The organism is Bacillus sp. SH5-2, from assembly GCF_008368905.1.
Classification (GTDB): Bacteria; Bacillota; Bacilli; order Bacillales; family Bacillaceae_G; genus Bacillus_A; species Bacillus_A luti.
This window is the reverse complement of record NZ_QOSD01000019.1, coordinates 114,181-140,305: the sequence shown is the minus strand read 5'-3', so window position 1 is coordinate 140,305 and position 26,125 is coordinate 114,181. Positions and strand designations below refer to the sequence as shown.

Below are 26,125 nucleotides of genomic sequence, written 5' to 3'. Positions count from 1 at the left end.
ATACTATTAACTTGTTATTTTACTATTATTACTAGACGAATTATCCCCCATCTACTATATGTACACATGGCTACCCTTATTCTTCTCTATTACTAAATTTTATATTTGTTTTATTCATGTATAACCGTTACTGAACACCACTACAGCGGTTTGTTGAAATCGCTTTCAAAAAATACCCTATTCTCTTATACATATAAAAGAACATTTCAAAAGCAGCTCAGCCACTTTTGAAATGCTTTCATATTATTTTTTTCCGCCATCCTCAGTTACATATGCCCACTTAAAACTATATTCTGGACTAATGTTATGCTTAACAATTCCTTTTACATTTGGCTTCATTACATACGATCTTCCTGTTTGATATAAAGGAACTAACCCTGCATCTTCTTCAAGGAATAATTTTTCTGCTTTCCCTAATGCTTCCCAACGCTTCTTCGGATCAGACAGTAACTCATTACCTGCTTTCGCTACCATTTCATCGTATTTTGGATTTGAATAACTCATTTGGTTATATGGGCTCTTCGATTCAAACATATCAATAAACGTCATTGGATCCGCATAGTCTGGGCTCCAACCAGCGTAAGAGATTTCATAATCTTGAGCTGACTCTAATTTTAACTTTTGTTTGAACGGCTGAATTTTCGTATTAATCGTTACACCTTTTAAATTCTTCTCAATTTGATCTTTTACATAGTCTCCGATTTTCTTCGCAACTCCATCATCATAACTTAACAATTCAATTGTAACTTGATCTTTTCCAAGTTCTTTTTTCGCTTCTTCCCATGCTGCTGCGCCTTTTTTCGGATCATATTTCAGGCCATTTTTAAATGTAGCTTGGTAATCTTTACCGTCTGGTCCTGCTGCAAGCCCTTTTGGAACCAATTGATCCGTTGCTTTTGATCCATTATTTAAAATTACATTCGCCAAGCCTTTTTTATCAACTGATAATGCAATTGCTTCACGAAGCTTTTTGCTCTTTAATGGCGTATCTTGTCCGTTACGTTTTTGATTTAAACGTAAGAAGAATGTGCTTGATTCTGCATACTCACCGTATTCATCTTTGTTCGACTTATATTTATCTACGAATTCTCCTGATAGTAATGTAAAATCAATCGATCCTGTATCATATAAATTTACTTTCGTAGCAACTTCCTTTACTACACTATAATTAATTTCTTCTAATTTCACAGTCTTCTTATCCCAATACTTATCATTTTTCTTCAGCTGCCATCCTTGCTCATGTTTCCATGAAGACATAACGAATGGCCCGTTATACACCGTTGTATCTGCTTCTAAACCGAACTTATCGCCTTTTTCTTTTACGAACTTTTCATTTAACGGATAGTATGATGGGAATGCTAGTAAATTTAAGAAATATGGTACTGGCTTTTCTAATTCTACTTCTAATGTATAATCATCTACCGCTTTTGCGCCTAATTCTGTTACCGGTTTTTCTCCTTTATTAATTGCCTCTGCATTTTTAATATAATAGGCAATAAACGCATATTCTGCAGCTGTATTTTTATCAAGTAAGCGCTGCCATCCATATACGAAATCTTTCGCTGTTACAGGATCTCCATTCGACCATTTCGCATCTTTACGCAGTTTAAATGTATATTTTTTGCCATCCTCGCTTTTCGTACTAGATTCTGCAGCAGCAGGAATTGGCTTATTATCTTTATCAAGACGATACAATCCTTCCATCGTGTTTCCTAAAATTTGTGCACCTAACGTATCAGTAGATTTAGAAGTGTCCATCGTCGGAATTTCTTGATTTTCTGTACGATTTAATACTTGTTTCGCTGCATATTTAATATCAGATTTTTTTTCTTCCCCACTATTCGATGTAGTATTTGTTTTCTTTCCCTCACCTGATCCAGAGCATGCTGTTAATGCCATACTCATCGCTAAAACCGGTACTACAACTGCTGTTAACTTTTTCATCTTTTTTCTCTTCATTTTTGTATCCTCCCTAATTATACGTACATTACCAAAGCTTGAGAGACCCCTAACCAATAGTTATTTTCAGAAAATTACAACTAATGTTATTCTACTCTTTTTCCCGTATTTGTAAATAGTTTTATTTTAAATATTCTGATTTTTTAACTCGTAATTTAGTATGATTTATCCCCCATCTACTATATGTACACACTATAGGCCTTATTCTTCTCTATTTAACTGCACTAAAAATTAATATTTTAAGCACACTAAAAAAAGCATTTCAAAGTAGCTTAGCCGCTTTGAAATGCTTTTGGATCACTATTATTTTTCAGTTACATATGCCCATTTAAAGCTAAATTCTGGACTGATATTATGTTTTACTACACCTTTTACATTTGGTTGTAAAACATAAGAATCTCCACGTTGGTATAAAGGTACAATCGCTGCATCTTCTTCAAGTAATGTTTTTTCAGCTTTCCCTAACTCTTCCCAACGTTTTTTCGCATCATTCATTAATTCAGTTCCAGCCTTCTTCACCATTTCATCATATTTAGGATCAGAGAAGCTCATTTGGTTGTGAGAATGCTTAGACTCAAACATATCTAAGAATGTCATTGGATCTGCATAATCTGGATTCCAACCACCATACGAAATATCATATTGTTGCTCAGATTCTAATTTTAGTTTTTGCTTAAATGGTTGAAGCTTAATGTTAACTGTTACACCTTTTAAGTTTTTCTCAATCTGATCTTTAATATATTCTCCAACTTTTTTCGCATTACCAGTATCGTAGTTTAAGAATTCAATTGTAACTTGATCTTTTCCAAGTTCTTTTTTCGCTTCTTCCCAAGCTGCAGCAGCTTTTTTCGCATCTGGTTTCAAACCATTTTTAAATGTTTCTTGGAAATCTTTACCATCCGGTCCAGTTGCTAAGCCTTTTGGTACTAAAGAGTTAATTTCTTTTGATCCATCATTTAAAATTACGTTTGCTAAATTCTTCTTATCAATTGATAGTGCAATTGCTTCACGTAATTTTTTGCTCTTTAATGGTGTGTCTTGTCCATCACGTTTTTGGTTCATACGAATGAAATACGTACTCACTTGTGAATATGTTCCGAATTCATCTTTCTTGCTTCTATATTTATCAACGAACTCTCCATTTAATAAAGCAAAGTCAACTTGACCGCTATCATATAGATTGACTAAAGTTGCAGCCTCTTTAACAACACTAAAGTTAACTTCTTCAAGTTTTACAGTCTTTTTATCCCAATATTGATCATTTTTCTTTAATTGCCATCCTTGTTCATGCTTCCAATCTTTAAGAACGAACGGTCCGTTATAGACAGTTGTATCAGACTCTAAACCGAACTTTTCGCCCTTTTCTTTAACGAACTTTTCGTTTAATGGATAGTATGATGGGAATGCTACTAAGTTTAAGAAGTACGGTACTGCTTGCTCTAACTCAACTTCAAGCGTCAGATCATCTACCGCCTTCACGCCTAATTCAGTTACAGGTTTTTCTCCTTTATTAACCACTTCTGCATTTTTAATCGGGAATGCAATAAATGCATACTCAGCAGCTGTTTTTGGATCTAATAGACGTTGCCAAGCGTATACGAAATCTTTCGCAGTTACTGGATCTCCATTTGACCATTTTGCATCTTTACGTAGTTTGAATGTATATTTTTTACCATCTTCACTTTTCGTGCTAGATTCTGCTGCTGCTGGAATTGGCTTATTGTCTTTATCAAGACGATATAACCCTTCCATCGTATTTCCTAGCATTTGTGAAGATACTGTATCAGTTGATTTTGAAGAGTCCATCGTCGGAATCTCTTGTGTTACTGTTCGATTTAACACTTGTTTTGCTGCTAATTTTTCCCCTGACTTACTATCTCCACTAGAGCTAGAATTTGTGCTTGTCTTCTTATCTCCACCTGATGTAGAACATGCTGTTAACGCCATGCTCATTGCTAAAACTGGTGCTACAACTGCTGTTAGTTTTTTCATTTGTTTCTTTTTCATTTTCTGTACCCTCCCTAATTCTAAACGATACCTATTCAAGAATTTTCTGATAATTCTGTTTTTCTCTATATATTTATCAGACGATTCTTATTAATTCTTATTCTACTAATTTTTTAAATTTTGTAAAGTATTATTATTAAAAATTTTTAAAAAATTATTTTTTTACAGTAATATTCATAAAAATTCCATATACTATTCACATTCTATTTCCCATTCATACAAATGTACCATTTTAATAGTGTTTATTATATTTATAACTTAAACCTCTATAAGTTATTGTTAATAAATAATGTATATTTTTAGAAATTTCTTTCCTACAAAAATAAAAAAGTCAGCAATGCTGACTTTTTATCCGGCAATTTTCTCTCTATTCATTTCCTCTACTACTCTCGTATATTTCTCATCGTTGAATTCATTTTCACTTTTTGCAACAACTACAGTCGCAACGCCGTTACCAATTAAATTGACGATGGCACGTGCTTCTGACGGCAATTCATCACCACCTGAATTGTTGGGTTTCACCCGTAACACAAATCAGATAGAGTCTTCTTGCCGAAAGAGATAAAAAAGCAGACATTACATCTGCTTCAATTCTCCTCAATCTGCTTCTCACTTAATCCAAGGTGTGTTCTAAGAGTATTACTCAAACTCTGTAGATCTTTTTTATTAGGATTATAATAATATACACGTTGCCCATTTGGACCATTAGGTAAATATAAATCATCACCAGCTAATTGTATTTTTTCAACTGAACAGTTTAAACCGTATTTATAAAAAGATAAAATATCATCCATTACTAAATTTGTTTTAAAATCACCTTCAACTGCCTCAACTATTTTTTCTAGCTTCGTAATCGATCCTACACTTTTTAATTTACTTAATATCGCTTCAATAACAAGTTGTTGGCGCTGTCCTCTCATTGCATCACTATCAATATGACGCGTTCTTGCCAATGCAAGTGCTTCTTCCCCTGTTAATTTTTGTAGTCCTTTTTTCAAATGAATCGCGTCAGGTTCATCTTTACTATTTTGCTCCGTAAATTCAACCGGGACATCTACTTCAATCCCATCTAACCCATCAACAATTTTAGTAAATGAATTAAAATTAAACTTCACAAAATAATCAACAGGCACTTGTAATAATTTTTCTACCGCTTCCACTGAAGCTTGCGGCCCTCCATCTTTACCATTTTTAACGAAACCACTTCCATATGCATGCGTTATTTTATCCTTTTTCTTTTCAACTGGGACATATGTATATGTATCACGTGGTATGCTTGTTAATTTCACAGTCTTATCGTCTTTATTAAAAGTAGCCAATAATAACGCATCTGTATGAAATGCACCATTATACTCCTTTTGGCGTTCTTGATTTTCATCAATTCCCATAATTAAAAGTGAAACATTATTGGTAATCGGTTTTACAGTTTCCTCACGTAAATTTGATTTTTCACCACGTGCTAAATTAACATTTGATTTTTGTACGAGATTAGAAGTTTTCATATATACGTAAGTACCATACCCAACTCCACCAAATAGTAATATTGCTAACAATACACTTATTATCGTTGTCTTTTTATATTTTCGTTTATTTTTCTTTTCTCTTGAAGAAGAGTGATTCTCCATATAGTTTCCTCCGTTTTCTATTCATCTAATATATTTTTCAATTTCTCATAATTAACGCTTTCCTTTTGAAATGCATTCTCTTTCAATCCTTTATCTATTTGTATCCATTCGGTCGTAATCGAATATTGAATCATACCTTCGTGGAAACTAAGGAATTTTAACATAATCCCTGTATTTTTCTCTACAACCATTTCAAATTTCCCTCTTAAATCTTCAGATGTACTTACAGGCATTTCTATGTTTATTGTCCCTTCTATTTTGTAGCAATCAAGTCCAAGATACTTCGTTTCTTTATAATTCCAATCTTTATATCGGATTAATAGATCAGCAAATTCTGATTGAATACTATACTTCGCGAATCCCACATATTCATCATCATATCTTTTTTTCTCACCTGATTTTCTCAATAACCTTTCTGTAGGATTTAATTTTAATAGTTCATTGTTTCTTTCTTTCGGGCTCCATTTTGTCTCTTTATATGTATACTTCTCGTCATCAAATTCTTTTTTCTTGCCCTCGTTATATATAAGCGTTCGTTTTTTCGATAGTTTATCTTCTTTAGAAGATATACCTCTTTGTTTTTCTGTATCAATTGCATATTTATATGTTGTAGCAATTCTTGAAGAGCTAGAATACTCCTCAAATTGTCCTGAAATATTTTTAAAATGATCAATTGAATCAAGCATCTTTTGATGAATCTTTTCTTTATCTGGGTAATTTACGTTCGACTTTATTTCCTCTTCATTTTCGTAATCAGAAAATGCCTTTTTCTTTACATATTCAAATACTCCGCCGTTTTGCGCAAAACTTTGTATAGAAAACTCAGACATAGATATCATTGAAATCACTAGAACAGCAGCACTAATAACCATCATATGAACTCTATAACCCTTCTTTTTCACAGGAAGATTATGCAGTGTATTATTAATCTTTTCATTTAACTCTGGTGGAAATATAACATTTTCATCTCTTATTCTCTTCTTTAACTTCTCATCAAATGATTTTTCACTATCCATCCTATACACCCCCTATTCCATCTTTAGTCGCTCTTCTAATTGTTCCCTCGCACGTGACAACCTTGACTTAACCGTGCCTTTTGGAATTTCCAAAAGCGTTGCAATACTTTCTTGATTCATATCTTCGTAATAATAAAGTACGGTTACAGCTCTTAGTTCTTCCGTTAAAGACTGAATAGCATTACAAAGATCAATATCTTCGTATCGATCGAATGCTACCATACTATTATCATGATCCTCGATTACAATTATTTTTTTATACGACCGAATTATATTGTTACACTCATTTATTAAAATTCGAATGAGCCAAGTTTGAAAAAAATCTTCTTTTTTTAGTTTTTTTATATTTTCATAAGCCTTTAAAATTGTTGTCTGTATGGCATCCTCTATATTTGTCTCATCATGTAACATCGCCTTTGCAATTCGATACATCTTCATCTTTTCAGTATGTATAAGTGCCATAAACGCTTCATGATCACCTTTTTTTGCTAAGGAAACATCCGTTTCTTCTTTTACAATTATTTTATATAAAGGGATTACTTTCACAATTGCTCCTCCTGTTTCATCCTCACTTCAAATTTAACTTTACACATATTAGACGGAGGAGCCTAGCGAAAGGTTCATTTTTTTGAATATTTTTATAAAACAAATGATAAACATCCAATTTAGGATGCTACGTTGTAAACATATCGCTTCAAATTTACAAACAAAAAAGCCCACCTTTTCAGTGGACTTCCTACTTTATAACGGTAAATCTCTCTTCCTAAACACTACAATCGCTACTATGAAGATACAGAGTGCTCCAGCAGTTAAACCTAAACTTACTGGCCATATATTATACGTTCCTTCAGCTATTTCTTTCGGACGAAACAGCGTAAATAATGAAAGACTTCTCATCCACTCTAACTTATCGCTTAATTTACCTACCATATCCATTATGAAAAATAATATAGTTAAACTTGCTGAATAGCTCAGCGCCTTTCTTTCGTCATTACATATACAAGAAAAGAAAAATGAATACGCACTAACGACTAAAAATATGAGCCCTCCAACTACATTTATCTTCAAAAATAATTCTTTATTTAAGTTATTATCTTGTAAAAACCATTCTGCACCTACTATACCCGCTACATAAGTGACAATTACAATGATAAGTAGCCCCAATATGAGAACAGTAGCTTGCGTGATTGCAATTTTCACTCTAGAGACGGGGGTTGCTAACAAGTATGCCATCGCTCCTTTATCTACATGACGGGCAATTAAATGCGTCGCAACTGTAACGCAAAAAATTGTTAATATAATAATAAACAATAGACTATAGTACTCACCTGCTAAAAAATCCATTACGTTTTGAATTGGGCTTTCCATGCCAACAATTTTTTTCACACTATCAGGCATAGCACTTATTAATTCATTTAACCCTTTCGCTGATACCATTGATGGAAATATCCAAATTAATAACCACAAATATAACGCCGCACCAGTCGCATAACTCAAAATGCTTTTTTGCGTTTCTTTCAAACTAGCTAAAAACAATTGCTTATTCATGCTTTACCCCTTCTTTCCTATCGTAATAATGCATAAATAAATGTTCTAAATCCATTGCTCTCGTTTGAAGTGCCGTTACGTTATAGTTTGAAAGTGTTTGTAAAACAGTTTGATAGTTTCCTTGCACAATTATCGACGCTTCTCTACCTTTCACCGCTTCAAATTGCAAATCACATTGTGTAAGAGATTCAACCTCTTCTTGCGATGATACGGTTACATCTATCACCTGTCGTCTCATACTTTGTAAATCATGAATATTTTCAACCGTTACAAGGCGACCATCTTTAATAATCGCTACTCGATCACACGTACGCTCAATTTCAGTGAAAATATGTGAAGACATAAGAATCGTTTTTCCTCTTTGCTTTTCCTCTACTATTAAATCTATAAATACTTGCTGCATAAGTGGATCAAGTCCTGATGTTGGTTCATCTAATATTAAAACCTCTGGATCGTGCATAAATGCAGCAACAATCCCTACTTTTTGTTTCATTCCTTTAGACATTTTTCGAATAGGTGTTTTCACATCAAATTGCAGGCGTTCTATGAGTTCATCTCGTCTTTTCGTATCCTTTAGCCCACGCATTCCTTGCATTAAATTTAGAAACTCTAATCCATTCATTCCTTCAATAAATGAAATTTCTCCTGGTAAATAACCGACCTCTCTTTGAATTTTCGCAGCATCATTCCAACAATCTAATCCGAAAATTGAAGACTTTCCGTCTGTCGGTTTTATAAATCCCATTAAATTGCGAATCGTTGTGGATTTCCCTGCACCATTCGGTCCTAAGTAACCGAACACTTCTCCTTCTTTTACATCAAAGGTTATATGAAACAAACCTTTCCCATTTGAAAACTGTTTTGTGACATTTTGAACTGAAATCATAATTCCACCTCATTTTTTGAAATATTTAATACTTTATATTTCAAAATTATTGTACTCCTCATCTTTCATATTCGCAACAACTTTTTGAAATATTTATATGTCCATATTTCAAAAATATTGTTTTCCATTATTTTTTCTTGTATATTTTAATTGAGGTGATTGCATTGAACGGATTTGAAAAAGTGAAAGAAAAGAAAAAACGCGCTATTAAAGAGGCTGCTTTCTTATTATTTTCAGAACGTGGATTTAATGAAGTGAAAATAGAACATATCGCAAAAGAAGCAAACGTTTCTCAGGTTACCATTTATAACCATTTCGGAAGTAAAGATGCGTTATTTAGAGAACTTATACAAGAATTTATCATATCTGAATTTCAATATTATAAAGAGCTTGCTGAAGAAAAATTACCTTTCCATGATATGATGCAAAAAATGATTGTAAGAAAAATGAATACTGGCGGTTTATTTCAACCTGATATGTTACTACAAATGATGCAAAGGGACGAGATTCTCCGAGAGTTTATTTATAAGTATCAAAATGAAAAAATTCTGCCATGGTATTTAGAAATATTAGAACAAGCACAGCAAAAAAATGAAATTAACCCTCACCTTACTAAAGAACTGATGTTACTGTACATTCAAATGTTCACTAAATTAGGTGATGATTTTGGGACACAGCTTCTTGAAGGAGATCGTGAAAAACATATACAAGATATCGTTACGATGTTCTTTTATGGACTGTCCGTCCCAGAAAAATAATTTTTTCTAAAGAACAAATAAAATCACTAAAAGGCCCTTTGGATATTTAAATCTCAAGGGCTTTTTTATATCAAAAAATGACTAAAACTAACTTTGTCTTAAAAAAGTTAAATGCTGCTTTATAGATAACACCTTATTATAGATTAACTCTTTTAGCATAACAGGCTGAATTGAGATAATCGTTTCGCCAAAATTCAGAAAATAACTCGAGATAAAATCAACTTCTTGTTTATTAAAATAGCCTGTTATAAGGTAATTTTCATTTTCTTTTTGTATCCTCATGGAAGGATAATTCTCTTTATCAAAAATGTCTTTTCCTTTTTGATTAACAATGACACTAAAATCAATTGCATCAGGCTTTCTATGAAAAGTAGTAAGATAACTTAATAATTCTTCAAGCTTTTTTGGATTAGTATTGGTTGTTTCCACAATAGAAAGAATTTTATCGCATCTAATTATTTGAACATTATTTGTCTCAAAATTAAAGATTTTAGCATACCACTGGCCAAATCTAGATTCTATCCGAATAAATTGTGCGACCAAGGCTTTCTCCTCATCTTTTTTTAAATATGTTAAATGATAAACCCGCTCAGCAAAAATCCCTTGTAAAATTTCTTTTAAGAACGGACTAAAATTACTATGATTTGTTACTTCAAAAGAAAGCGTTCGTTCCATAATTGAAATATTTTTACGCACATTATCAGGTAATACATGTTTAAATTTATTTTCAAGCGCAATACTTTCTATATGGAATGGTTTTGTCTTGTATCCATTTAATGTAAGAATCGAGAAGTATAATGCATACATTTCATCCACACTAAAATAAATTGGCGATAATACACTATTTTCTATAATTTTATAACTTCCATTTCTACCTAGTTCAGAATATATTGGTACCCCTATTTCTTCTAATGACTGAATATCTCGCAACGCGGTACTTTTAGAAATAGCATATCTAGCCATTAAATCTTTTAAATTAAAATATCTTTTATTATTTAAGAAAATCAACATATCATTTATTCGTTCCGTTTTTTTCATAATTCCCTCCCAAAAAGGTGTCATGTATTGAAACCTTTTTAGTCTATATTATAATTATTAACTAATAAAGGAGTTATATTTATGACATTAGAAATAGCTATTTTTCTTTCAATGAATGGGCAAGCAAAGGAGGCAATTAATTTTTATACACGTAATTTAGAAGCAAAGAAGTTACTGATTGTTACGTATGAAGAATTGGCGAAAAGAGATAGTTCTTTCAAAATTACAAGTGATAATAAAGATCATATTGCTCACTCTGTTTTACAAATTGGGAATACAAAGCTAATGATAGCAGAAGATACAATGAAGCCTAATGAACGTTATAACGTTGGAAATAACATGTCACTTTGCATTCAAAGCGCTAATTTAGAAGAAATACAAAGATTTTATAATAATTTAATTTCCGATAAGCATGTGAAAATAATCTCTCCGCTAGAAAAAAATATATTTAGTGAAGCGTATGGGATTATTGAAGATCCTTACGGTATACAAATCCAGTTAATGTATGACAAACGATTAAACTAAATAATTAGCCATATTCACTCATTCCTATTAAAAAGAGACACGAAGTTCGTGTCTCTTTTTATTTTACAGTGATGACTCTACCCGTTTCACTACTTTCAATCGCCAATTGAATCAGTTTAATAACATCTAAACCTTCTTGTGCTGTCACAGGTAATTTCTCACCACTTATAATACTATTTCTTACACCTTTATAATACATGTCATAACAGCCAACTTCTGTTGGAATACGCACTAACTCTTCTTCTGTTTCTAAAGTAGCAAAATTCTCTTCAGTGTCTGCTCCATAACCGTTATCGCCCGGCTTCATTCCACTTTTCAACTGCTCTTCTTGTGAATCCATACCATATTTCACAATAGAACCTCTGTCTCCATGTAATGTAAAATGCGGTCCTGCTTGTTTCACGTAACTGCTACTATGTAAAATAACACGCTTCACTCCATAATGAAGTACAACATGGAAATAATCATCAACCTCTGCACCTGGTCGTTGTTTGATTACATCTGCACTTATCGCATCTGGTTTACCAAATAATGATAATGCTTGGTCAATTAAATGCGATCCTAAATCATATAATATACCTGATCCTGGTAAATTCTTTTCTCTCCAGCGATCACGTACATGTGGACGGAAACGATCAAAATGCGCTTCATATGAATATAGATTCCCTATTCTATTTTCTTCTAACAATTTCTTAATCGTTAAGAAATCATTATCAAAACGACGATTATGATATACGCTCAATACGACATTATGCTGCTTTGCTAATGCGATAAGTTTTTCTCCTTCTTCAATTGAAACAACAAATGGTTTTTCTACAACAACATGCTTACCATGTAAAATCGCTTCTTTTACATATGGAAAATGAGTTGTATTTGGTGAAGTAATGACCACTAAGTCAATATCATCTCGCTTCACCAATTCATCAATTGTACTAACAACGTTAGCATTCGGTAATGTTTCTTTTACTACCTCTTCTTTTGATGATAATACGGCACGAATATCGTATTCTTCTATCGTTTGTAATAATGGGATGTGAAATGTTGTACTAGAAAATCCAAACCCTACAATCCCTACACCTATTTTTTTCATGTTGCCCCTCCAATTATGAGAACGATTTCATCCAGTTATTATAACAAGATTTTTATTATTTACATAATAAATTGCCTAGAAAAAAGCATCTTGCCATTATTCATGGCAAGATGCTTTTTATTCCGGTCGTTTTTTCGTCCACGTTTCAATAACTTCACCAGTATCATTAACATCTAGTACTAAACTACCGTTACTATACCTGTCCTTATTTCGATACGCTTTCGGATCAATTTCTTCTACAATGTGTTTCTCTGTCTTCATGTAAACTAGTTCATCGTCTCTAACGATTTCAATACCGACAATGCGGTATGGATTACGTTTTAACTCTTTGAAAATAACAAGACCTCGCTTCGCCCTCGTTGATTTCTCAATTTCTGATGCTTTTAGGCGTTTTACAGCACCGCGCTGCGTTACGAGAATAAGTTGATCTTTGTCACCATTTAATGGTTTACCAGAAGCGACATAGTCATCTTCTTTTAAATTAATTGCTTTCACACCAGCGGCTCTTACACCGACTGGACTTACTTCATCTTCATGGAAAATAAGTGCATATGCACCGTGTGTAGCAAGAACGATATCACTCGTTCCATCTGTCGCAAATATATCGACAACTTCATCATCTTTTTTCAAGTTTACAGCAACGAACGCTCTTGAGTAACGCTGTACTTTATATTGGTTTAATTCTGTCTTCTTAATCATACCATTCTTTGTTACAAATACGATAAATCGCTTTTCTTCCTCAAAGTTCGGTACGACAGTTGCCCAAATAATGGTTTCATCCCGGTCGAGTGAAACGATATTAGCAACGTGCTGACCTAAATCTTTCCAACGAATATCTGGCATTTCATATACTGGCAGATATATATAGTTTCCTTTATTCGTAAATAAGAGGACTGTCTCTGTCGTATTCGTATCGAATCGTTCAAGTAAGATGTCACCCTCTTTCATACCGAAGTCTTTGCCGTTTGAGGCATTATGTGAGCGCCATCCAGTACGTTTCACATATCCTTCTTTCGTTACAGTAACGATGACATCTTCTTGTGGGATCATCACTTCTACATCGATTTTAATTTCCTCGATTTGATCTTCAATAATTGCGCGTCGATCATCACTATATGTTTTCTTAACTCTCTTTAAATCTGTTTTAATTACTTGAAGTAATCTTTTTTCACTTTGTAAAATCGACTGTAGTTCTATAATTTTCTTATTAAGCTCATCCGCTTCTTGTTGTAGTGCTGTAATATCTGTATTCGTTAAACGATATAATTGCAAGGATACAATCGCTTCCGCTTGCGCTTCTGTAAAACCAAATTTCGCACTTAAATTATCTTTTGCATTACGCTTATCTTTTGAAGCTCGAATTGTTTCAATAACTTGGTCTAAAATCGATAATGCTTTCTTTAAACCTTCTACAATATGTTGACGATTTTCTGCTTTTCGTAATTCATATTGTGAACGTCTCGTAACAACTTCTTTTTGATGGCCAATATAAGCATCCAAAATTTTCGGTAATGTCATAAGTGTTGGACGACGATTATTTATCGCAACCATATTAAAGTTGTACGGAATTTGTAAATCTGTATTTTTATATAAATAATTTAAAATCCCTTCAGAATTTGCTTCTTTTTTTAATTCTACGACAATGCGAAGACCTGTACGGTCAGTCTCATCACGCACTTCAGCAATACCATCTAACTTTTTATCTAGACGTAGTTCATCCATTTTCTTAACAAGGTTTGCTTTATTCACTTCGTAAGGGATTTCAGTAATTACGATTTGTTGTTTTCCACCACGAACCGTTTCAACTTCTGCTTTCCCGCGAATAATAATTTTACCTTTACCTGTTTCATACGCCTTTTTAATACCATCAATCCCTTGAATAATACCGCCAGTTGGGAAATCTGGACCTTTCATAACTGTTAATAAATCATCAACAGTACTATTTGGCTTATCGATGCGCATTATGGTAGCATCAATAACTTCTCCAAGATGATGTGGAGGAATTTCTGTTGCATAACCAGCGGAAATCCCTGTAGATCCGTTCACTAATAAGTTCGGGAACGCTGCTGGTAATACAACTGGTTCTTCACTCGTATCATCAAAGTTTGACACGAATTCTACTGTTTCTTTATCAAGATCACGTAATAACTCTGATGCGATCGGTGATAAACGTGCTTCTGTATAACGCATTGCTGCTGCTGGATCCCCGTCAACACTACCATTATTACCATGCATTTCAACTAAAACATTACGTACTTTCCAAGTTTGGCTTAAACGTACCATCGCCTCATATACAGAGGAATCACCATGCGGATGATAATTACCAATAACGTTACCTACTGTTTTAGCTGACTTACGAAACGCTTTATCATGGACGTTTCCTTCTACATACATAGAATATAAAATACGTCTTTGTACTGGTTTTAAACCGTCACGCGCATCTGGAAGTGCTCGGTCTTGAATTATATATTTACTATAACGTGCAAAGCGGTCACCTAACACGTCTTCAAGCGGGAGGTCATGAAACTTCTCTGCTTGCATGTTATTCCACCTCCGTCTCCATTATCATTTCATTTTCTAAAATATTTCCTTCTTCTTGCATACCAAATTGTACGTTGCGTTCAATCCATTTACGACGAGGTTCTACTTTATCGCCCATTAACGTTGTAACGCGGCGCTCTGCTCTAGCTGCATCATCAATTTTCACACGAATTAACGTACGCGTTTCAGGATTCATTGTCGTTTCCCATAATTGATCCGCATTCATTTCACCAAGCCCTTTATAACGCTGTAACATGTAGCCTTTTCCAACCTTTTTCGTTACACCATCTAATTCCTCATCTGACCATGCGTATTCAATTACTTCACTCTTCCCTTTACCTTTACTTACTTTATATAAAGGTGGAAGTGCGATAAATACTTTACCAGCTTCGATAAGTGGTTTCATATATCTGTAGAAGAAAGTTAACAACAATACTTGAATGTGAGCTCCATCTGTATCGGCATCGGTCATAATTACCACTTTATCGTAGTTAATATCTTCAACATCAAATTCATTTCCTACGCCGCCGCCAATCGCATAAATGATTGTATTAATCTCTTCATTTTTAAAGATATCAGCAAGCTTTGCTTTTTCTGTATTAATTACTTTACCACGTAACGGTAATACCGCTTGGAAACGACGATCTCGTCCTTGCTTTGCAGACCCACCGGCAGAGTCACCCTCTACTAGGTACAGTTCATTCTTCTGTGGGTTACGTGATTGTGCAGGTGTTAATTTCCCACTTAACGTACCTTCTGATTTCTTTTTCTTTTTGCCAGTACGTGCTTCTTCTCTTGCTTTACGAGCAGCTTCACGCGCTTGCGCTGCTTTAATTGCCTTTCTTACAAGAAGTGTAGCTACGTCCGGATTTTCTTCTAAAAAGTATGCTAAATGCTCTGATACAATGGCATCAATTGAAGAACGAGCTTCACTTGTACCTAGTTTCCCCTTCGTTTGTCCTTCAAACTGAAGTACTTCTTCTGGTACACGTACAGAAACGATAGCCGCTACACCTTCACGAATATCTGTACCTTCTAAGTTTTTATCTTTTTCTTTTAATAGTGAAACTTTACGCGCATACTCATTGAACACACGCGTCATTGCTGTTTTAAATCCAGCTTCGTGTGTTCCACCATCTTTTGTACGTACATTATTTACAAACGAAAGAATGTTTTCTGAGTAGCCATCGTTAAATTGAAACGCTAGCTCTGCCTCAATTCCATTTTGTTCACCAGTGAAATATACAACCGGATGGATTGAATCTTTTTCTTCGTTTAAGTATGAAACGAAAGCTTCAATTCCTGTTTCATAATGAAAGACATCTGCTAAATCATTTCGCTCATCTTTTATTGAAATTTTCATCCCTTTTAATAAGAATGCAGATTCACGTAATCTTTCACATAATGTTTCATAATTGTAATTTGTTGTACTGAAAATCGTTGTATCTGGTTTGAAATGCATTGTCGTACCAGATTCTTTCGTCTTTCCGATTTTCTCAAGCGTTGTTACAGGAACACCACCATTTTCAAAGCGTTGTTCATAAATATTTCCGTCTCTTTTAATCGTTACGACTAACCATTCTGATAAGGCGTTTACAACTGATGCCCCAACACCGTGTAAACCACCACTCGTTTTATAGCCACCTTGACCAAACTTACCACCAGCATGAAGTACAGTTAAAATAACTTCAGGTGTAGGTTTCCCAAGTTTATGCATTCCCGTAGGCATTCCTCGCCCTTTATCAATAACGCTAATACTATTATCTTTATGTATTACGACAGAAATTTCGTCGCCAAATCCCGCTAACGCTTCATCAACGGAGTTATCTACTATTTCATATACTAAATGATGCAATCCACGGCTATCCGTACTCCCGATATACATACCCGGGCGTTTTCGAACGGCTTCAAGTCCTTCTAACACTTGAATTGCATCTTCATTGTATTGGAACTGATGCTTCGCCAAACTCCTTGCCCCTTTCCTAATCCAAAATCAGAACATATGTTTCTATTATAGAATAACGCCTCGACCATAGTTTTGGCAAGTTATCTTATCTCTTTTATATACCATTTTCAATAGAAAAATCCTTGTTTTTTCACAAGGATTCCTCTAGGCTACTATTTCAGAAAAATAATCGTTTGTCAACGAGAAATGGATATGTATTCCAAGATTATACATTCCAAACCTTTTTTATGATCCAAATGATCAATATCCAAAATGGGATAACAAATAACAATCCCCAAAAACAGCCTTTAAAAAATCTCATGATGAACACCTCGTTCATCGCCCTTATAAATGTAACGAGGGCTGAATCAATCTTTCTACCTTTACAATCTATACTATTTTGTCATCGCATGTTCTACTTTTATACAACGATCCATTATTACAGTATAGTCTTTTTCTTTTAAAAGTTTGTATGTATCTTCATCTTGTACTCCTAATTGTGCCCAAAAAACATCTGCATCAATCTCTACAAACTCTTTCGCAACATCCATTAAAAATTCTGAACGGCGGAATACATTTACAATGTCAACATGTTCCTTAATATCCTTTAGTGAAGAAACTGCTTTTTCACCAAGCACCTCATCTACTGTTGGGTTTACTGGAATAATGCGATACCCAGCATCTTGCATCGCTTTTGAAACCATATACGATGTACGTTCTGGCTTATCCGATAATCCAACAACTGCAATTGTTTTGCTTTTCTTTAATACTTCACCAATTTCCGTACGAGTTGGGTTTTCAATTTTCATAATTAATCCCTCCTATTCCTTTAGTATAGCCGATAAAGAAAGTCTCTTTCAATATGAAAGAGACTTTCTTTTATTTCGATTATTGATTCTTTGTAGCTGAATTATCTGCTAATGTAGCTGATTTCGTCATTTTTTGACCGTTGCGATAGAATGTAACTTCTACTTTCTCGCCTACTTTTTTCTTTTCATATAAATATTTACGGAACTGAAGTGAATTTTCTACTTTTTGATCATCTAATGCTACTACCAGGTCATATTGCTCTAAACCAGCTTTTTCTGCCGGTGATACTGGATAAATTTTACCTAATACAACACCATTTGTTACTTCTTTTGGCACTTTTAATTGGTTTACTGCATAAGCTTGCACATCTTCTAATGAAACTACACCTACTCCAAGAGCTGGGCGTTTCACTACTCCGTCCTTTTCAAGAGATTCAATAACTGGTTTTGCAACATTAATTGGAATTGCAAAACCAATTCCCTCAACTTCTTGCTGCGCAATTTTACTTGAGTTAATTCCAATTAATTCACCGTTTTGGTTAAATAACGCGCCACCACTATTACCAGGGTTAATCGCTGCATCTGTTTGAATAACTTGTGCTTGCCAATCTGGACGTTTGTCCCCATCAATATCTACTGGAATTTCACGTTCTTTACTACTGATAATACCTTCTGTTACACTACCGTCAAATCCAAGTGGGTTCCCGATTGCAATTGCTTTTTCACCAGCACGAAGTTTACTGGAATCACCTAAAGTTGCAACTTTATTAACAGTAGATCCATCAATCTCTACAACTGCTAAGTCTAACCAAGGGTCCTTACCAACTAATTTTGCATCCACTTGCTTCCCATCGCTCAGTTTAACAGCAAGTTTATTTGCACCATCTACAACGTGGTTATTCGTTACAATATATGCTTTATTTCCTGATTTTTTATAAATAACACCTGATCCTGTACCAGCTGTTTGCTCTTGCCCTGTCTGTTGCATCGCAAATGGATCCACACTTTGTTGCATATTAATAACACCAACAACAACATCCTTTGCGCCTTCAACCATACCCGGTAAATCAGTTTCGCCCTTCACTTTATTAACAACAGGCGCTACAGTACCCTCCACTTGTTGATTAGAATTAAATGACGAAACTGCCGCTCCATTATTTTGCATCCACGGCATGTAAGGTGCTGCAAAACTAATCGAAACCGCCCCGACTACAGCTCCCACTAAACCTGTGAAGAAATATCCCTTTTTACTGCCCGATTTTCTCACTTCTCTCGTTTCACTATGCTCTTCATTCAAATTTGGTCCGTCGTAATATCCCATGTTTTATTTCCCCTCTCTGGTGAATTCGTATTTTCAGTATAGTCACGCTTTGTGTCCTTCTTGTGAACTCATCGTGAAATCCAATTAAAAAAATACTCTTATCTAACATTGTAGACAAGAAAGATATTTTTTGTACATTCTACCTGCAAAAGAGGATATAAAAGCGACATTTTCCTAGACTAAAGTACACAATCCGTTACAACTATTCTTCAAATTTGTAACCAACTCGAATAACAGTACCGATATGCTTCGCTTTATCGCCTAGCTTATTTCGTAGTTTTTTAATATGCGTATCAACTGTTCTGTCATCTCCATAATAATCATATCCCCATAACTGATCTAATAAATGTTGACGTGACAATACAATTCCTTTGTTCTCCATTAAATAAACAAGAAGTTCAAATTCTTTATGCGTCAATATAATTTCTTCTCCATCTACTAAAACAGTTCTAGATAGACGATTCACTTCTATTCCAGCCAAAGACATAGTATTTTCTTCCGCTACTCCTACCACGCCATCTGCACGTTTCAATAATGTTTTGGCACGGGCTACTAGTACTTTCGGGCTAAAAGGTTTTGTTACATACTCATCTGCGCCTAATTCGAAACCTAGCAATGTATCATCCTCATCCGAACGTGCTGTCAACATAATAATTGGTACCGCTGATTCTTTCCTAATTCGTCTACAAACAGACCATCCATCTATTTCTGGTAACATAATATCTAACATAATTAAATCAATTTCATGCTCCGCAAATAATTCTAACGCTTTTTTTCCGTCTTCTGCTTCGATTACTTCAAAACCTTCATTACGAAAATAATCACTAACAATTTCACGTAATCTTCTTTCATCTTCAACAAGCAATACTGTTTTATTCATATAATCTATCCCGCCTTTTTACTCTTTCAATCGAATAATACGTTGATTGGAGCTTCCGCGAAATGGAAGTGCTAAATCTCTTTTCTCGATTTCAAATCTTCCATCGACCAAAACATCCCCATAATGTAACAACTCTATCATATCATTATTTTGGGAACTCTGTATCTCTTCTAGCGTATAACCTGTATACATCCATAAATTTTTCTTCAAATCTTTCACAGCTTTTGCTACTTTTTTCACTTCAGCAGCTTGAAAAAATGGATCTCCACCTGAAAATGTTACATCAGTTAATGAATTACTTTCAATCTCTTTCACAATTTCTGCTACTGTCATTTCAGTTCCATTACAAATATTCCACGATTTCGGATTATGGCAACCGAAACAACGATGCGGACAGCCCGCAAAAAATACGACTGTCCGCAATCCTTCTCCATCTACTACACTATCATGAATGATGTTCATCACTTTCATTTATGCTTCACCCGATCCATCTCTTCACTACGTTTCGCACTATTCCACTTCGACATATCTCCTACAAGGTATCCTGTTATACGGCGAATTCTTTCTATATTAGCTTCATCTTCATTTCCACAGCTTGGACATTCATTCTCAATAACCCCATGATAGTTACAACACTTACAACGATCAACTGGATGATTAATTGAACCGTACCCAACGCCATTCTCTGCCATCGCTTGTACAATTTGCTTTAATGCTTTTTTGTTATACATAGCTGTCCCGTCTAGCTCAATATACGTAATATGCCCTCCATTGCATAGAGCATGGAACGGCCCTTCTAAACGAATTTTATTTATCGCTTGAATGTTATAATACACTGGAATATGGAATGAATTCGTATAATAATTATGATTCGTTATACCGCTAATCACCCCAAATTCTTCTCTATCCTTTTTCACAAACTTACCTGATAGCCCTTCCGCAGGAGTTGCAATTACTGAGAAATTCAGTTCATGTTCTTCTGTCGCTTTATCCATTCTATCTCTCATAAAGGAAATGATTTCATACCCGATTTTCCATGATTCTTCATCTTCTCCATGATGCTTTCCTGTTAAAGCTACTAAACACTCCGCAAGACCGATAAAACCAAGACTTAACGTCCCTTGCTTTAAAATGGTTGCTACAGAATCTTCAGGCTGTAACGTTTCTCCACCGCGCCATACACCTTGTGAATATAAAAATCGAAAATCTCTTGCTCGCTTCGTACATTGATACGCGAATCTCTCTAATAGTTGCTTAATTCCTAAATCTAAGTAATAATTTAACGCTTCAAAAAACGCTTCTTTTGAACCACTAATTAACGCTAATTTCACTAAATTAATAGACGTAAATGATAAATTCCCTCTTCCAATCGCTGTTTCTTCTCCATGTATGTTAGACATAACACGGGTACGGCATCCCATGTAACATACTTCACTTTCTGGTCGTCCGTCATAATGCACGGCATTAAATGGCGCATCTAAAAATGAAAAGTTAGGGAATAATCGTTCAGCCGTTGTCTCTAATGCTAATTCAAATAAATCATAGTTCGGATCACATTCTTCAAAGTTCACACCTTTTTTCATTTTAAAAATTTGAATAGGAAAAATCGGTGTTTCTCCTTTACCGAGGCCAGCTTGTGTGGCTTTTAAAAGTTGCTTAATTAAAAGTCGTCCCTCTTTCGATGTGTCTGTTCCGTAATTAATAGAAATAAAAGGTACTTGCCCCCCACCCCTACTGTGCATACTATTTGAATTATGAATGAAAGCTTCACACGCCTGATACGTATCATTTTCTGTTTCTTTCCATGCAAATTCTTCTATTTGTTCTTTCGTAAGCGGATATGACTGTAATCGATTTTTATGTCGCTCTACTGTTTTTCTTACATAGGGAGCTAAATCAATATCAAAAAGGGCAAACGATTGACCACCGTGTTGCATATTTTGATTCGCTTGAAAAATAATAGAAGAAAGAGCCAATGCACTTTTTATATCTTGTGGTTGTCTCATATGTCCATGTCCAGTATGAAAACCGTTAGCAAGCATTTGTGCTAGCGGGATTTGCGAACAAGTCGTCGTTCCTGTCGCATAAAAATCCAAATCATGTGGATATAATATATTTTGATTTATCGCTTTTTTCACTTGATCTGACAATAAATTTTCAACTGCATAATATTTCGCACTCTCAGATGCGAACGTTCCCATTACTCCCATTGGAGAGCGGCCGTCTACATTTGCATTTTCTTGCATTAAATCTTGCTCATTACCGTGGACAATCGTCTCAAATACTTTCATTAATTCTTCTCCACGTACATTTTGTTGTAACATTTATAACCCTCCACCAATATGTTGTTGTCTTTTGATTAAAATGTTACAACATATAGACTTACTGTTTCTGTGAGAAATGTAACATTCCTGTGAAATTTTTTTCACGAATTAATGAATTTTTCATTTATAAAAAAGAAATGTGCTCTTTAAAAATGTATGGTACAATATACGGGAAAAACTCTTTTTACCCTTTATCAACACATTTGAATAAAGGAGACTGAACTTATGGTTACTACATATCTTTTATTTATCGTTGCCTACTTACTTGGATCAATTCCATTTGCACTAGTCGTTGGAAAAATTGGCTATGGAATCGACATTCGTGAGCACGGGAGCGGTAATTTAGGCGGAACAAATACATTCCGCACATTAGGGAAAAAAGCAGGTTTTACCGTTACAATTGCTGACATTTTAAAAGGTACATTAGCAACAGGCCTACCGATGATTTTCGGATTAGATGTTCACCCACTATGGTTTGGATTAGCAGCTGTTCTTGGACATGTATATCCAATCTTTGCGAAATTCCGCGGGGGTAAAGCCGTTGCAACTTCAGCAGGAGTGTTATTATGCTACTCACCAGTTGTTTTTGTAATATTAGCTGTTGTATTTTTCACCCTTTTATTTACAACAAGATACGTATCACTTTCTTCTATGGTAACAGCTGTCGTTGCTGTTATTGCATCCATTGTTAGCGGGGATAAAATCTTCATTATTGCGATGTGTTTATTAGCAGGTATGGTTATTTATAAACACCGTGCAAATATCGGCCGAATTATAAATAAAACTGAACCAAAAGCAAACTTTTCAAAAAAGCAAAAATAAGATCGTAACCCACATAACGCAAAAAGAAAACGTGAAGCATATTAATAGCGTCTTTTTGCGTTATTTTTTATACTAAAGAAAAAGCAACATAATTTGGAGGAACTATACATGAATCTTTCCGTAACAAAAGAAGCAGCACAATGGTATAAAAACGAATTAAACTTACAATCAGGTGAAACACTACGCTTTTTCGTACAATACGGTGGTTGCAGTACTGTGCAAAAAGGGCTTTCTTTAGGTATTCGTAAAGATGATCCTGCACACCCTGCTGTTCAAATTCAAGAAGAAGATATTAACTTCTTTATTGAAAGCGATGATGAGTGGTTCTTCGATGGACATAATTTATCTGTTACACTTAATGACGGTGATGATTTCCCTCAGTTTAATTATGAAAAATAAAAAAAGCGTGGCTTCTGCCACGCTTTTTTTATTTTTTCTTAATTTCCTCATATTTCGCATACCACTCAGGATATAATTTTTTAAACGATACGGGACGGAATCCTTCTTTTTTTGCACAAATATTCGTCGTACTTGCAGTAATACAAAGCTCGCCATCACCATTATATATTTCATAACCATATACAACGCGAAGCGGGCTCACAGTGTCCACCCACGTTTTCACAATTGCTTTTTCACCGTAACGCATCGCTTTACGATATGAAATTTGCAAATCTAACACAGGAGAAATAATTCCCTCTTTCTCCATTTCAACATATGAAAACCCTAAATCTTGTATAAGTTTCGTGCGACCTAGCTCAAGCCACACCAAATAGTTTGAATGGTAAACAACACCCATTTGATCTGTTTCCGCATAGCGGATTTCAACTTCATGTTCTGCTACAAACATATGTATTCGCCTTCTTTCACTTCTGCTACCTTGCATACATTTAATCATAATACAGTGGCATCAAAAATAAAATAAAAACAGTGAATCTTTTACTGAAAGGGGCAAGCGTATGATTCAAATTGTAACTGTTCGTAGTGGGGATAGCGTATATAGCTTAGCATCAAAATATGGCTCAACACCTGAAGAAATTGTAAAAGACAATGGACTAAATCCATCTGAAACACTCGTTGTTGGCCAGGCACTTATCGTGAATACGAAAGGGAATAATTATTATGTACAGCCCGGCGATAGCCTATATCGAATTTCTCAAACATACAATGTTCCCCTCGCTAGTTTAGCTAAAGTGAATAATCTATCTTTAAAATCTATTCTCCATGTCGGACAGCAATTGTATATACCAAAAGGGACAAAAAGATCTGTAGAATCTATCGCATATTTACAGCCTTCAACAATACCTATTAAAGAAAGCTTAGTTAATGCTACACGTGCCATTAATCCATTTTTAACATATTTAGCCTACTTTAGTTTCGAAGCAAAAAGAGATGGCACATTAAAAGAACCAACGGAAACAGCTAAAATCGCTACTATTGCAACGCAAGGTAAAACCATCCCTATGCTCGTTATTACAAATATCGAAAATGGAAATTTCAGTGCTGATCTAACATCGGTTATTTTACGTGATGCATCCATTCAAAATAAATTTATTACGAACATTTTGCAAACAGCTGAAAAGTACGGGATGCGCGACATTCATTTCGATTTCGAAAATGTGGCACCTGAAGACCGCGAAGCGTATAATCGCTTTTTAAGAAATGTGAAAACACGTTTACCTAACGGATACACACTCAGTACAACACTTGTACCGAAAACGAGCTCCAATCAAAAAGGAAAATTCTTTGAAGCACATGACTATAAAGCCCAAGGACAAATTGTTGATTTCGTTGTCATTATGACATATGACTGGGGTTGGCAAGGTGGACCACCGATGGCTATCTCTCCTATAGGTCCAGTGAAAGAAGTACTGCAATATGCCAAATCTCAAATGCCCCCACAAAAAATTATGATGGGGCAAAATTTATACGGATTCGATTGGAAACTTCCGTTCAAAGAAGGAAATCCGCCTGCAAAAGCAATTAGCTCTGTCGCAGCTGTTGCACTAGCTCGCAAATACAATGTTCCTATCCGCTATGACTTTACAGCTCAAGCTCCTCATTTTAATTATTTTGACGAAAATGGTGTACAACACGAAGTTTGGTTTGAAGATTCACGGTCTGTTCAAAGTAAATTCAATTTAATGAAAGAACAAAGTATAGGCGGTATTAGTTACTGGAAAATCGGTTTACCCTTCCCGCAAAATTGGCGTTTACTCGTTGAAAACTTTACGATTACAAAAAAGGGCTGACATGAGTCAGCCCTTTTTTGTACATTTTGTTAAGATTCATCTTTTATTTCACTTTTTAATGAATCAATACTTTCTAAACGTCTTTGATTTTTCGCTTCAATGGCAGCACGATCTTTTTCATTAGAAAGTTCGGCTGTTTCTTTTGCCTCATTAAAATTATCAATCGTATTTTGTACCATTTCTTGTAATTTTTCAGCGTTGTCATTTCGATTGTCTGGATTTGGCATGTACTTTCCTCCTAATATTGTATATACACACCATCTTAAATTACCTATCTTCCCTCAAATTTATACATAAAAAAGGAGAATAAAATATTCTCCTTTTCTTTAACCGTTATCAACAATCGGTTGTTTACCCGTTTGGTCCTGCATTTGCTTTCCTTTATTTCCACCAGCTTTTTTTGATTGTGTTCCAATATGATTCGGTGCAAAGTCTTTTGAATTCTTTTTCGGATTACCCATTACTATCGCCTCCTTAACACTAGTATCGTACTAGTGTTAAGAATTATTCAGCTTGCTTAAAAAGTTTCATTTCATAACGTTTTTCAATACGTTCTTCAATGCGATCGATTGCATCGCGATCGCTTAATAATTGCTGTTTATTTTCATTTACAAGTTCTTCAAACGATTTACGGCGACTTCTTCTCATGCTGCTCACCCTCTCTCCTTCGCTTTCTTATTACATAGTATGAGCAAAGGAAAAACTCTTTAATCAGATTTGCAAGAAAATTTTATGTTTTAGTACTCCTAAAAAAACTCAGTGTACAATATATTGCACACTGA

The 26,125-nt window shown here is 34.7% G+C and carries 25 protein-coding genes and 1 pseudogene; 5 read left to right on the top strand and 21 right to left on the bottom strand.

The genetic code is table 11. The annotated features are described in order from the left end of the window. Positions 1-243: 243 nt before the first annotated feature. The 8 genes and pseudogenes from DN410_RS14875 to DN410_RS14840 form a co-directional block, all read right to left on the bottom strand. The gene (locus DN410_RS14875; RefSeq protein ID WP_149177078.1) at positions 244-1,959 is read right to left on the bottom strand and encodes a peptide ABC transporter substrate-binding protein; all 1,716 of its coding nucleotides are present in this window, start codon (positions 1,957-1,959) and stop codon (positions 244-246) included. 303 nt (positions 1,960-2,262) lie between these two features. Next, complete coding sequence (locus tag DN410_RS14870; RefSeq protein ID WP_149177077.1) at positions 2,263-3,966, bottom strand: peptide ABC transporter substrate-binding protein; 1,704 nt, start codon at positions 3,964-3,966, stop codon at positions 2,263-2,265. Positions 3,967-4,314: 348 nt separating this feature from the next. Beyond that, a pseudogene (locus DN410_RS28505) lies at positions 4,315-4,470 on the bottom strand (C4-dicarboxylate ABC transporter); the annotation flags it as partial. An 83-nt stretch (positions 4,471-4,553) separates the two neighbouring features. Further along, positions 4,554-5,591, bottom strand: coding sequence for an LCP family protein (locus tag DN410_RS14860; protein WP_149177076.1), 1,038 nt, complete (start codon positions 5,589-5,591; stop codon positions 4,554-4,556). A 17-nt stretch (positions 5,592-5,608) separates the two neighbouring features. Beyond that, the gene (locus DN410_RS14855) at positions 5,609-6,607 is read right to left on the bottom strand and encodes an anti-sigma factor (RefSeq protein ID WP_149177075.1); all 999 of its coding nucleotides are present in this window, start codon (positions 6,605-6,607) and stop codon (positions 5,609-5,611) included. Between the two features lie 12 nt (positions 6,608-6,619). Continuing rightward, positions 6,620-7,153, bottom strand: a complete 534-nt coding sequence (locus tag DN410_RS14850) for an RNA polymerase sigma factor (protein WP_149177074.1) — start codon at positions 7,151-7,153, stop codon at positions 6,620-6,622. Positions 7,154-7,348: 195 nt separating this feature from the next. After that, positions 7,349-8,155, bottom strand: a complete 807-nt coding sequence (locus tag DN410_RS14845) for an ABC transporter permease subunit (RefSeq protein WP_149177073.1) — start codon at positions 8,153-8,155, stop codon at positions 7,349-7,351. Further along, on the bottom strand, positions 8,148-9,041 hold the full coding sequence (locus tag DN410_RS14840) for an ABC transporter ATP-binding protein (RefSeq protein ID WP_149177072.1): 894 nt from the start codon (positions 9,039-9,041) through the stop codon (positions 8,148-8,150). Before DN410_RS14840 ends, DN410_RS14845 begins: the two co-directional genes overlap by 8 nt. A gap of 155 nt (positions 9,042-9,196) precedes the next feature. Here DN410_RS14840 and DN410_RS14835 point away from each other — a divergent pair, with 155 nt between their 5' ends. Then, a complete protein-coding gene (locus DN410_RS14835; protein ID WP_179958618.1) occupies positions 9,197-9,799 on the top strand; it encodes a TetR/AcrR family transcriptional regulator in 603 nt (200 codons plus the stop codon). An 87-nt stretch (positions 9,800-9,886) separates the two neighbouring features. Here DN410_RS14835 and DN410_RS14830 read toward each other — a convergent pair whose 3' ends face one another. Then, complete coding sequence (locus tag DN410_RS14830; RefSeq protein WP_149177070.1) at positions 9,887-10,861, bottom strand: helix-turn-helix transcriptional regulator; 975 nt, start codon at positions 10,859-10,861, stop codon at positions 9,887-9,889. 57 nt (positions 10,862-10,918) lie between these two features. On the opposite strand from DN410_RS14830, the gene DN410_RS14825 reads away from it, so the two are divergent. After that, positions 10,919-11,362 carry a VOC family protein gene (locus DN410_RS14825; protein ID WP_149177069.1) on the top strand — a complete coding sequence of 148 codons (444 nt, stop codon included), beginning with the start codon at positions 10,919-10,921 and terminating at the stop codon, positions 11,360-11,362. Positions 11,363-11,420: 58 nt separating this feature from the next. On the opposite strand, the gene DN410_RS14820 is transcribed toward DN410_RS14825, so the two are convergent. The 8 genes from DN410_RS14820 to DN410_RS14785 all read right to left on the bottom strand — a co-directional run bounded on the left by DN410_RS14820 (position 11,421) and on the right by DN410_RS14785 (position 22,272). Beyond that, entirely contained in the window at positions 11,421-12,452 is a 1,032-nt protein-coding gene (locus DN410_RS14820; RefSeq protein ID WP_149177068.1) for an oxidoreductase, read from the bottom strand. Between the two features lie 117 nt (positions 12,453-12,569). Next, a complete protein-coding gene (gene parC, locus DN410_RS14815) occupies positions 12,570-14,993 on the bottom strand; it encodes a DNA topoisomerase IV subunit A (RefSeq protein ID WP_149177067.1) in 2,424 nt (807 codons plus the stop codon). A gap of 1 nt (position 14,994) precedes the next feature. After that, positions 14,995-16,959, bottom strand: a complete 1,965-nt coding sequence (parE, locus tag DN410_RS14810) for a DNA topoisomerase IV subunit B (protein WP_140971008.1) — start codon at positions 16,957-16,959, stop codon at positions 14,995-14,997. A 374-nt stretch (positions 16,960-17,333) separates the two neighbouring features. Continuing rightward, positions 17,334-17,747 carry a CoA-binding protein gene (locus DN410_RS14805; RefSeq protein ID WP_071727788.1) on the bottom strand — a complete coding sequence of 138 codons (414 nt, stop codon included), beginning with the start codon at positions 17,745-17,747 and terminating at the stop codon, positions 17,334-17,336. Between the two features lie 79 nt (positions 17,748-17,826). Then, the gene (locus tag DN410_RS14800) at positions 17,827-19,068 is read right to left on the bottom strand and encodes a S1C family serine protease (RefSeq protein ID WP_149177066.1); all 1,242 of its coding nucleotides are present in this window, start codon (positions 19,066-19,068) and stop codon (positions 17,827-17,829) included. 202 nt (positions 19,069-19,270) lie between these two features. Beyond that, positions 19,271-19,948, bottom strand: coding sequence for a response regulator transcription factor (locus tag DN410_RS14795; RefSeq protein WP_001044686.1), 678 nt, complete (start codon positions 19,946-19,948; stop codon positions 19,271-19,273). Between the two features lie 18 nt (positions 19,949-19,966). Further along, positions 19,967-20,419 (bottom strand): anaerobic ribonucleoside-triphosphate reductase activating protein, encoded by a 453-nt coding sequence (gene nrdG, locus DN410_RS14790; RefSeq protein ID WP_149177065.1) that lies wholly within the window; start codon positions 20,417-20,419, stop codon positions 19,967-19,969. Then, entirely contained in the window at positions 20,416-22,272 is a 1,857-nt protein-coding gene (locus DN410_RS14785) for an anaerobic ribonucleoside triphosphate reductase (RefSeq protein ID WP_149177064.1), read from the bottom strand. Before DN410_RS14785 ends, nrdG begins: the two co-directional genes overlap by 4 nt. A 225-nt stretch (positions 22,273-22,497) precedes the next feature. Between DN410_RS14785 and plsY the strand changes: the two genes are divergently transcribed. Beyond that, positions 22,498-23,094, top strand: a complete 597-nt coding sequence (plsY, locus tag DN410_RS14780) for a glycerol-3-phosphate 1-O-acyltransferase PlsY (protein WP_149177063.1) — start codon at positions 22,498-22,500, stop codon at positions 23,092-23,094. 108 nt (positions 23,095-23,202) lie between these two features. Continuing rightward, positions 23,203-23,493: a HesB/YadR/YfhF family protein gene (locus DN410_RS14775; RefSeq protein ID WP_149177062.1), complete on the top strand. Its 291-nt coding sequence runs from the start codon at positions 23,203-23,205 to the stop codon at positions 23,491-23,493. Positions 23,494-23,521: 28 nt separating this feature from the next. On the opposite strand, the gene DN410_RS14770 is transcribed toward DN410_RS14775, so the two are convergent. Continuing rightward, complete coding sequence (locus tag DN410_RS14770; RefSeq protein ID WP_000495812.1) at positions 23,522-23,941, bottom strand: acyl-CoA thioesterase; 420 nt, start codon at positions 23,939-23,941, stop codon at positions 23,522-23,524. 109 nt (positions 23,942-24,050) lie between these two features. Here DN410_RS14770 and DN410_RS14765 point away from each other — a divergent pair, with 109 nt between their 5' ends. Then, the gene (locus tag DN410_RS14765) at positions 24,051-25,343 is read left to right on the top strand and encodes a glycoside hydrolase family 18 protein (protein ID WP_149177061.1); all 1,293 of its coding nucleotides are present in this window, start codon (positions 24,051-24,053) and stop codon (positions 25,341-25,343) included. Positions 25,344-25,372: 29 nt separating this feature from the next. On the opposite strand, the gene tlp is transcribed toward DN410_RS14765, so the two are convergent. The 3 genes from tlp to DN410_RS14750 all read right to left on the bottom strand — a co-directional run bounded on the left by tlp (position 25,373) and on the right by DN410_RS14750 (position 25,991). Beyond that, a complete protein-coding gene (gene tlp / locus DN410_RS14760; protein ID WP_001133508.1) occupies positions 25,373-25,570 on the bottom strand; it encodes a small acid-soluble spore protein Tlp in 198 nt (65 codons plus the stop codon). 99 nt (positions 25,571-25,669) lie between these two features. Next, entirely contained in the window at positions 25,670-25,804 is a 135-nt protein-coding gene (gene sspN / locus DN410_RS14755) for an acid-soluble spore protein SspN (protein ID WP_000527987.1), read from the bottom strand. Between the two features lie 43 nt (positions 25,805-25,847). Then, complete coding sequence (locus DN410_RS14750; protein ID WP_001254699.1) at positions 25,848-25,991, bottom strand: FbpB family small basic protein; 144 nt, start codon at positions 25,989-25,991, stop codon at positions 25,848-25,850. Positions 25,992-26,125: the final 134 nt, after the last annotated feature.

Excerpts from the sequence above, each read along its gene's own strand:
- DN410_RS14875 (WP_149177078.1), bottom strand. The coding sequence starts at position 1,959 with ATGAAGAGAAAAAAGATGAAAAAGTTAACAGCAGTTGTAGTACCGGTT.
- DN410_RS14870 (WP_149177077.1), bottom strand. The coding sequence starts at position 3,966 with ATGAAAAAGAAACAAATGAAAAAACTAACAGCAGTTGTAGCACCAGTT.
- DN410_RS14860 (WP_149177076.1), bottom strand. The coding sequence starts at position 5,591 with ATGGAGAATCACTCTTCTTCAAGAGAAAAGAAAAATAAACGAAAATAT.
- DN410_RS14855 (WP_149177075.1), bottom strand. The coding sequence starts at position 6,607 with ATGGATAGTGAAAAATCATTTGATGAGAAGTTAAAGAAGAGAATAAGA.
- DN410_RS14845 (WP_149177073.1), bottom strand. The coding sequence starts at position 8,155 with ATGAATAAGCAATTGTTTTTAGCTAGTTTGAAAGAAACGCAAAAAAGC.
- DN410_RS14840 (WP_149177072.1), bottom strand. The coding sequence starts at position 9,041 with ATGATTTCAGTTCAAAATGTCACAAAACAGTTTTCAAATGGGAAAGGT.
- DN410_RS14830 (WP_149177070.1), bottom strand. The coding sequence starts at position 10,861 with ATGACACCTTTTTGGGAGGGAATTATGAAAAAAACGGAACGAATAAAT.
- DN410_RS14825 (WP_149177069.1), top strand. The coding sequence starts at position 10,919 with ATGACATTAGAAATAGCTATTTTTCTTTCAATGAATGGGCAAGCAAAG.
- DN410_RS14820 (WP_149177068.1), bottom strand. The coding sequence starts at position 12,452 with ATGAAAAAAATAGGTGTAGGGATTGTAGGGTTTGGATTTTCTAGTACA.
- parC (WP_149177067.1), bottom strand. The coding sequence starts at position 14,993 with ATGCAAGCAGAGAAGTTTCATGACCTCCCGCTTGAAGACGTGTTAGGT.
- DN410_RS14805 (WP_071727788.1), bottom strand. The coding sequence starts at position 17,747 with ATGAAAATTGAAAACCCAACTCGTACGGAAATTGGTGAAGTATTAAAG.
- DN410_RS14800 (WP_149177066.1), bottom strand. The coding sequence starts at position 19,068 with ATGGGATATTACGACGGACCAAATTTGAATGAAGAGCATAGTGAAACG.
- DN410_RS14795 (WP_001044686.1), bottom strand. The coding sequence starts at position 19,948 with ATGAATAAAACAGTATTGCTTGTTGAAGATGAAAGAAGATTACGTGAA.
- nrdG (WP_149177065.1), bottom strand. The coding sequence starts at position 20,419 with ATGAAAGTGATGAACATCATTCATGATAGTGTAGTAGATGGAGAAGGA.
- DN410_RS14785 (WP_149177064.1), bottom strand. The coding sequence starts at position 22,272 with ATGTTACAACAAAATGTACGTGGAGAAGAATTAATGAAAGTATTTGAG.
- plsY (WP_149177063.1), top strand. The coding sequence starts at position 22,498 with ATGGTTACTACATATCTTTTATTTATCGTTGCCTACTTACTTGGATCA.
- DN410_RS14775 (WP_149177062.1), top strand. The coding sequence starts at position 23,203 with ATGAATCTTTCCGTAACAAAAGAAGCAGCACAATGGTATAAAAACGAA.
- DN410_RS14770 (WP_000495812.1), bottom strand. The coding sequence starts at position 23,941 with ATGTTTGTAGCAGAACATGAAGTTGAAATCCGCTATGCGGAAACAGAT.
- DN410_RS14765 (WP_149177061.1), top strand. The coding sequence starts at position 24,051 with ATGATTCAAATTGTAACTGTTCGTAGTGGGGATAGCGTATATAGCTTA.
- tlp (WP_001133508.1), bottom strand. The coding sequence starts at position 25,570 with ATGCCAAATCCAGACAATCGAAATGACAACGCTGAAAAATTACAAGAA.
- sspN (WP_000527987.1), bottom strand. The coding sequence starts at position 25,804 with ATGGGTAATCCGAAAAAGAATTCAAAAGACTTTGCACCGAATCATATT.
- DN410_RS14750 (WP_001254699.1), bottom strand. The coding sequence starts at position 25,991 with ATGAGAAGAAGTCGCCGTAAATCGTTTGAAGAACTTGTAAATGAAAAT.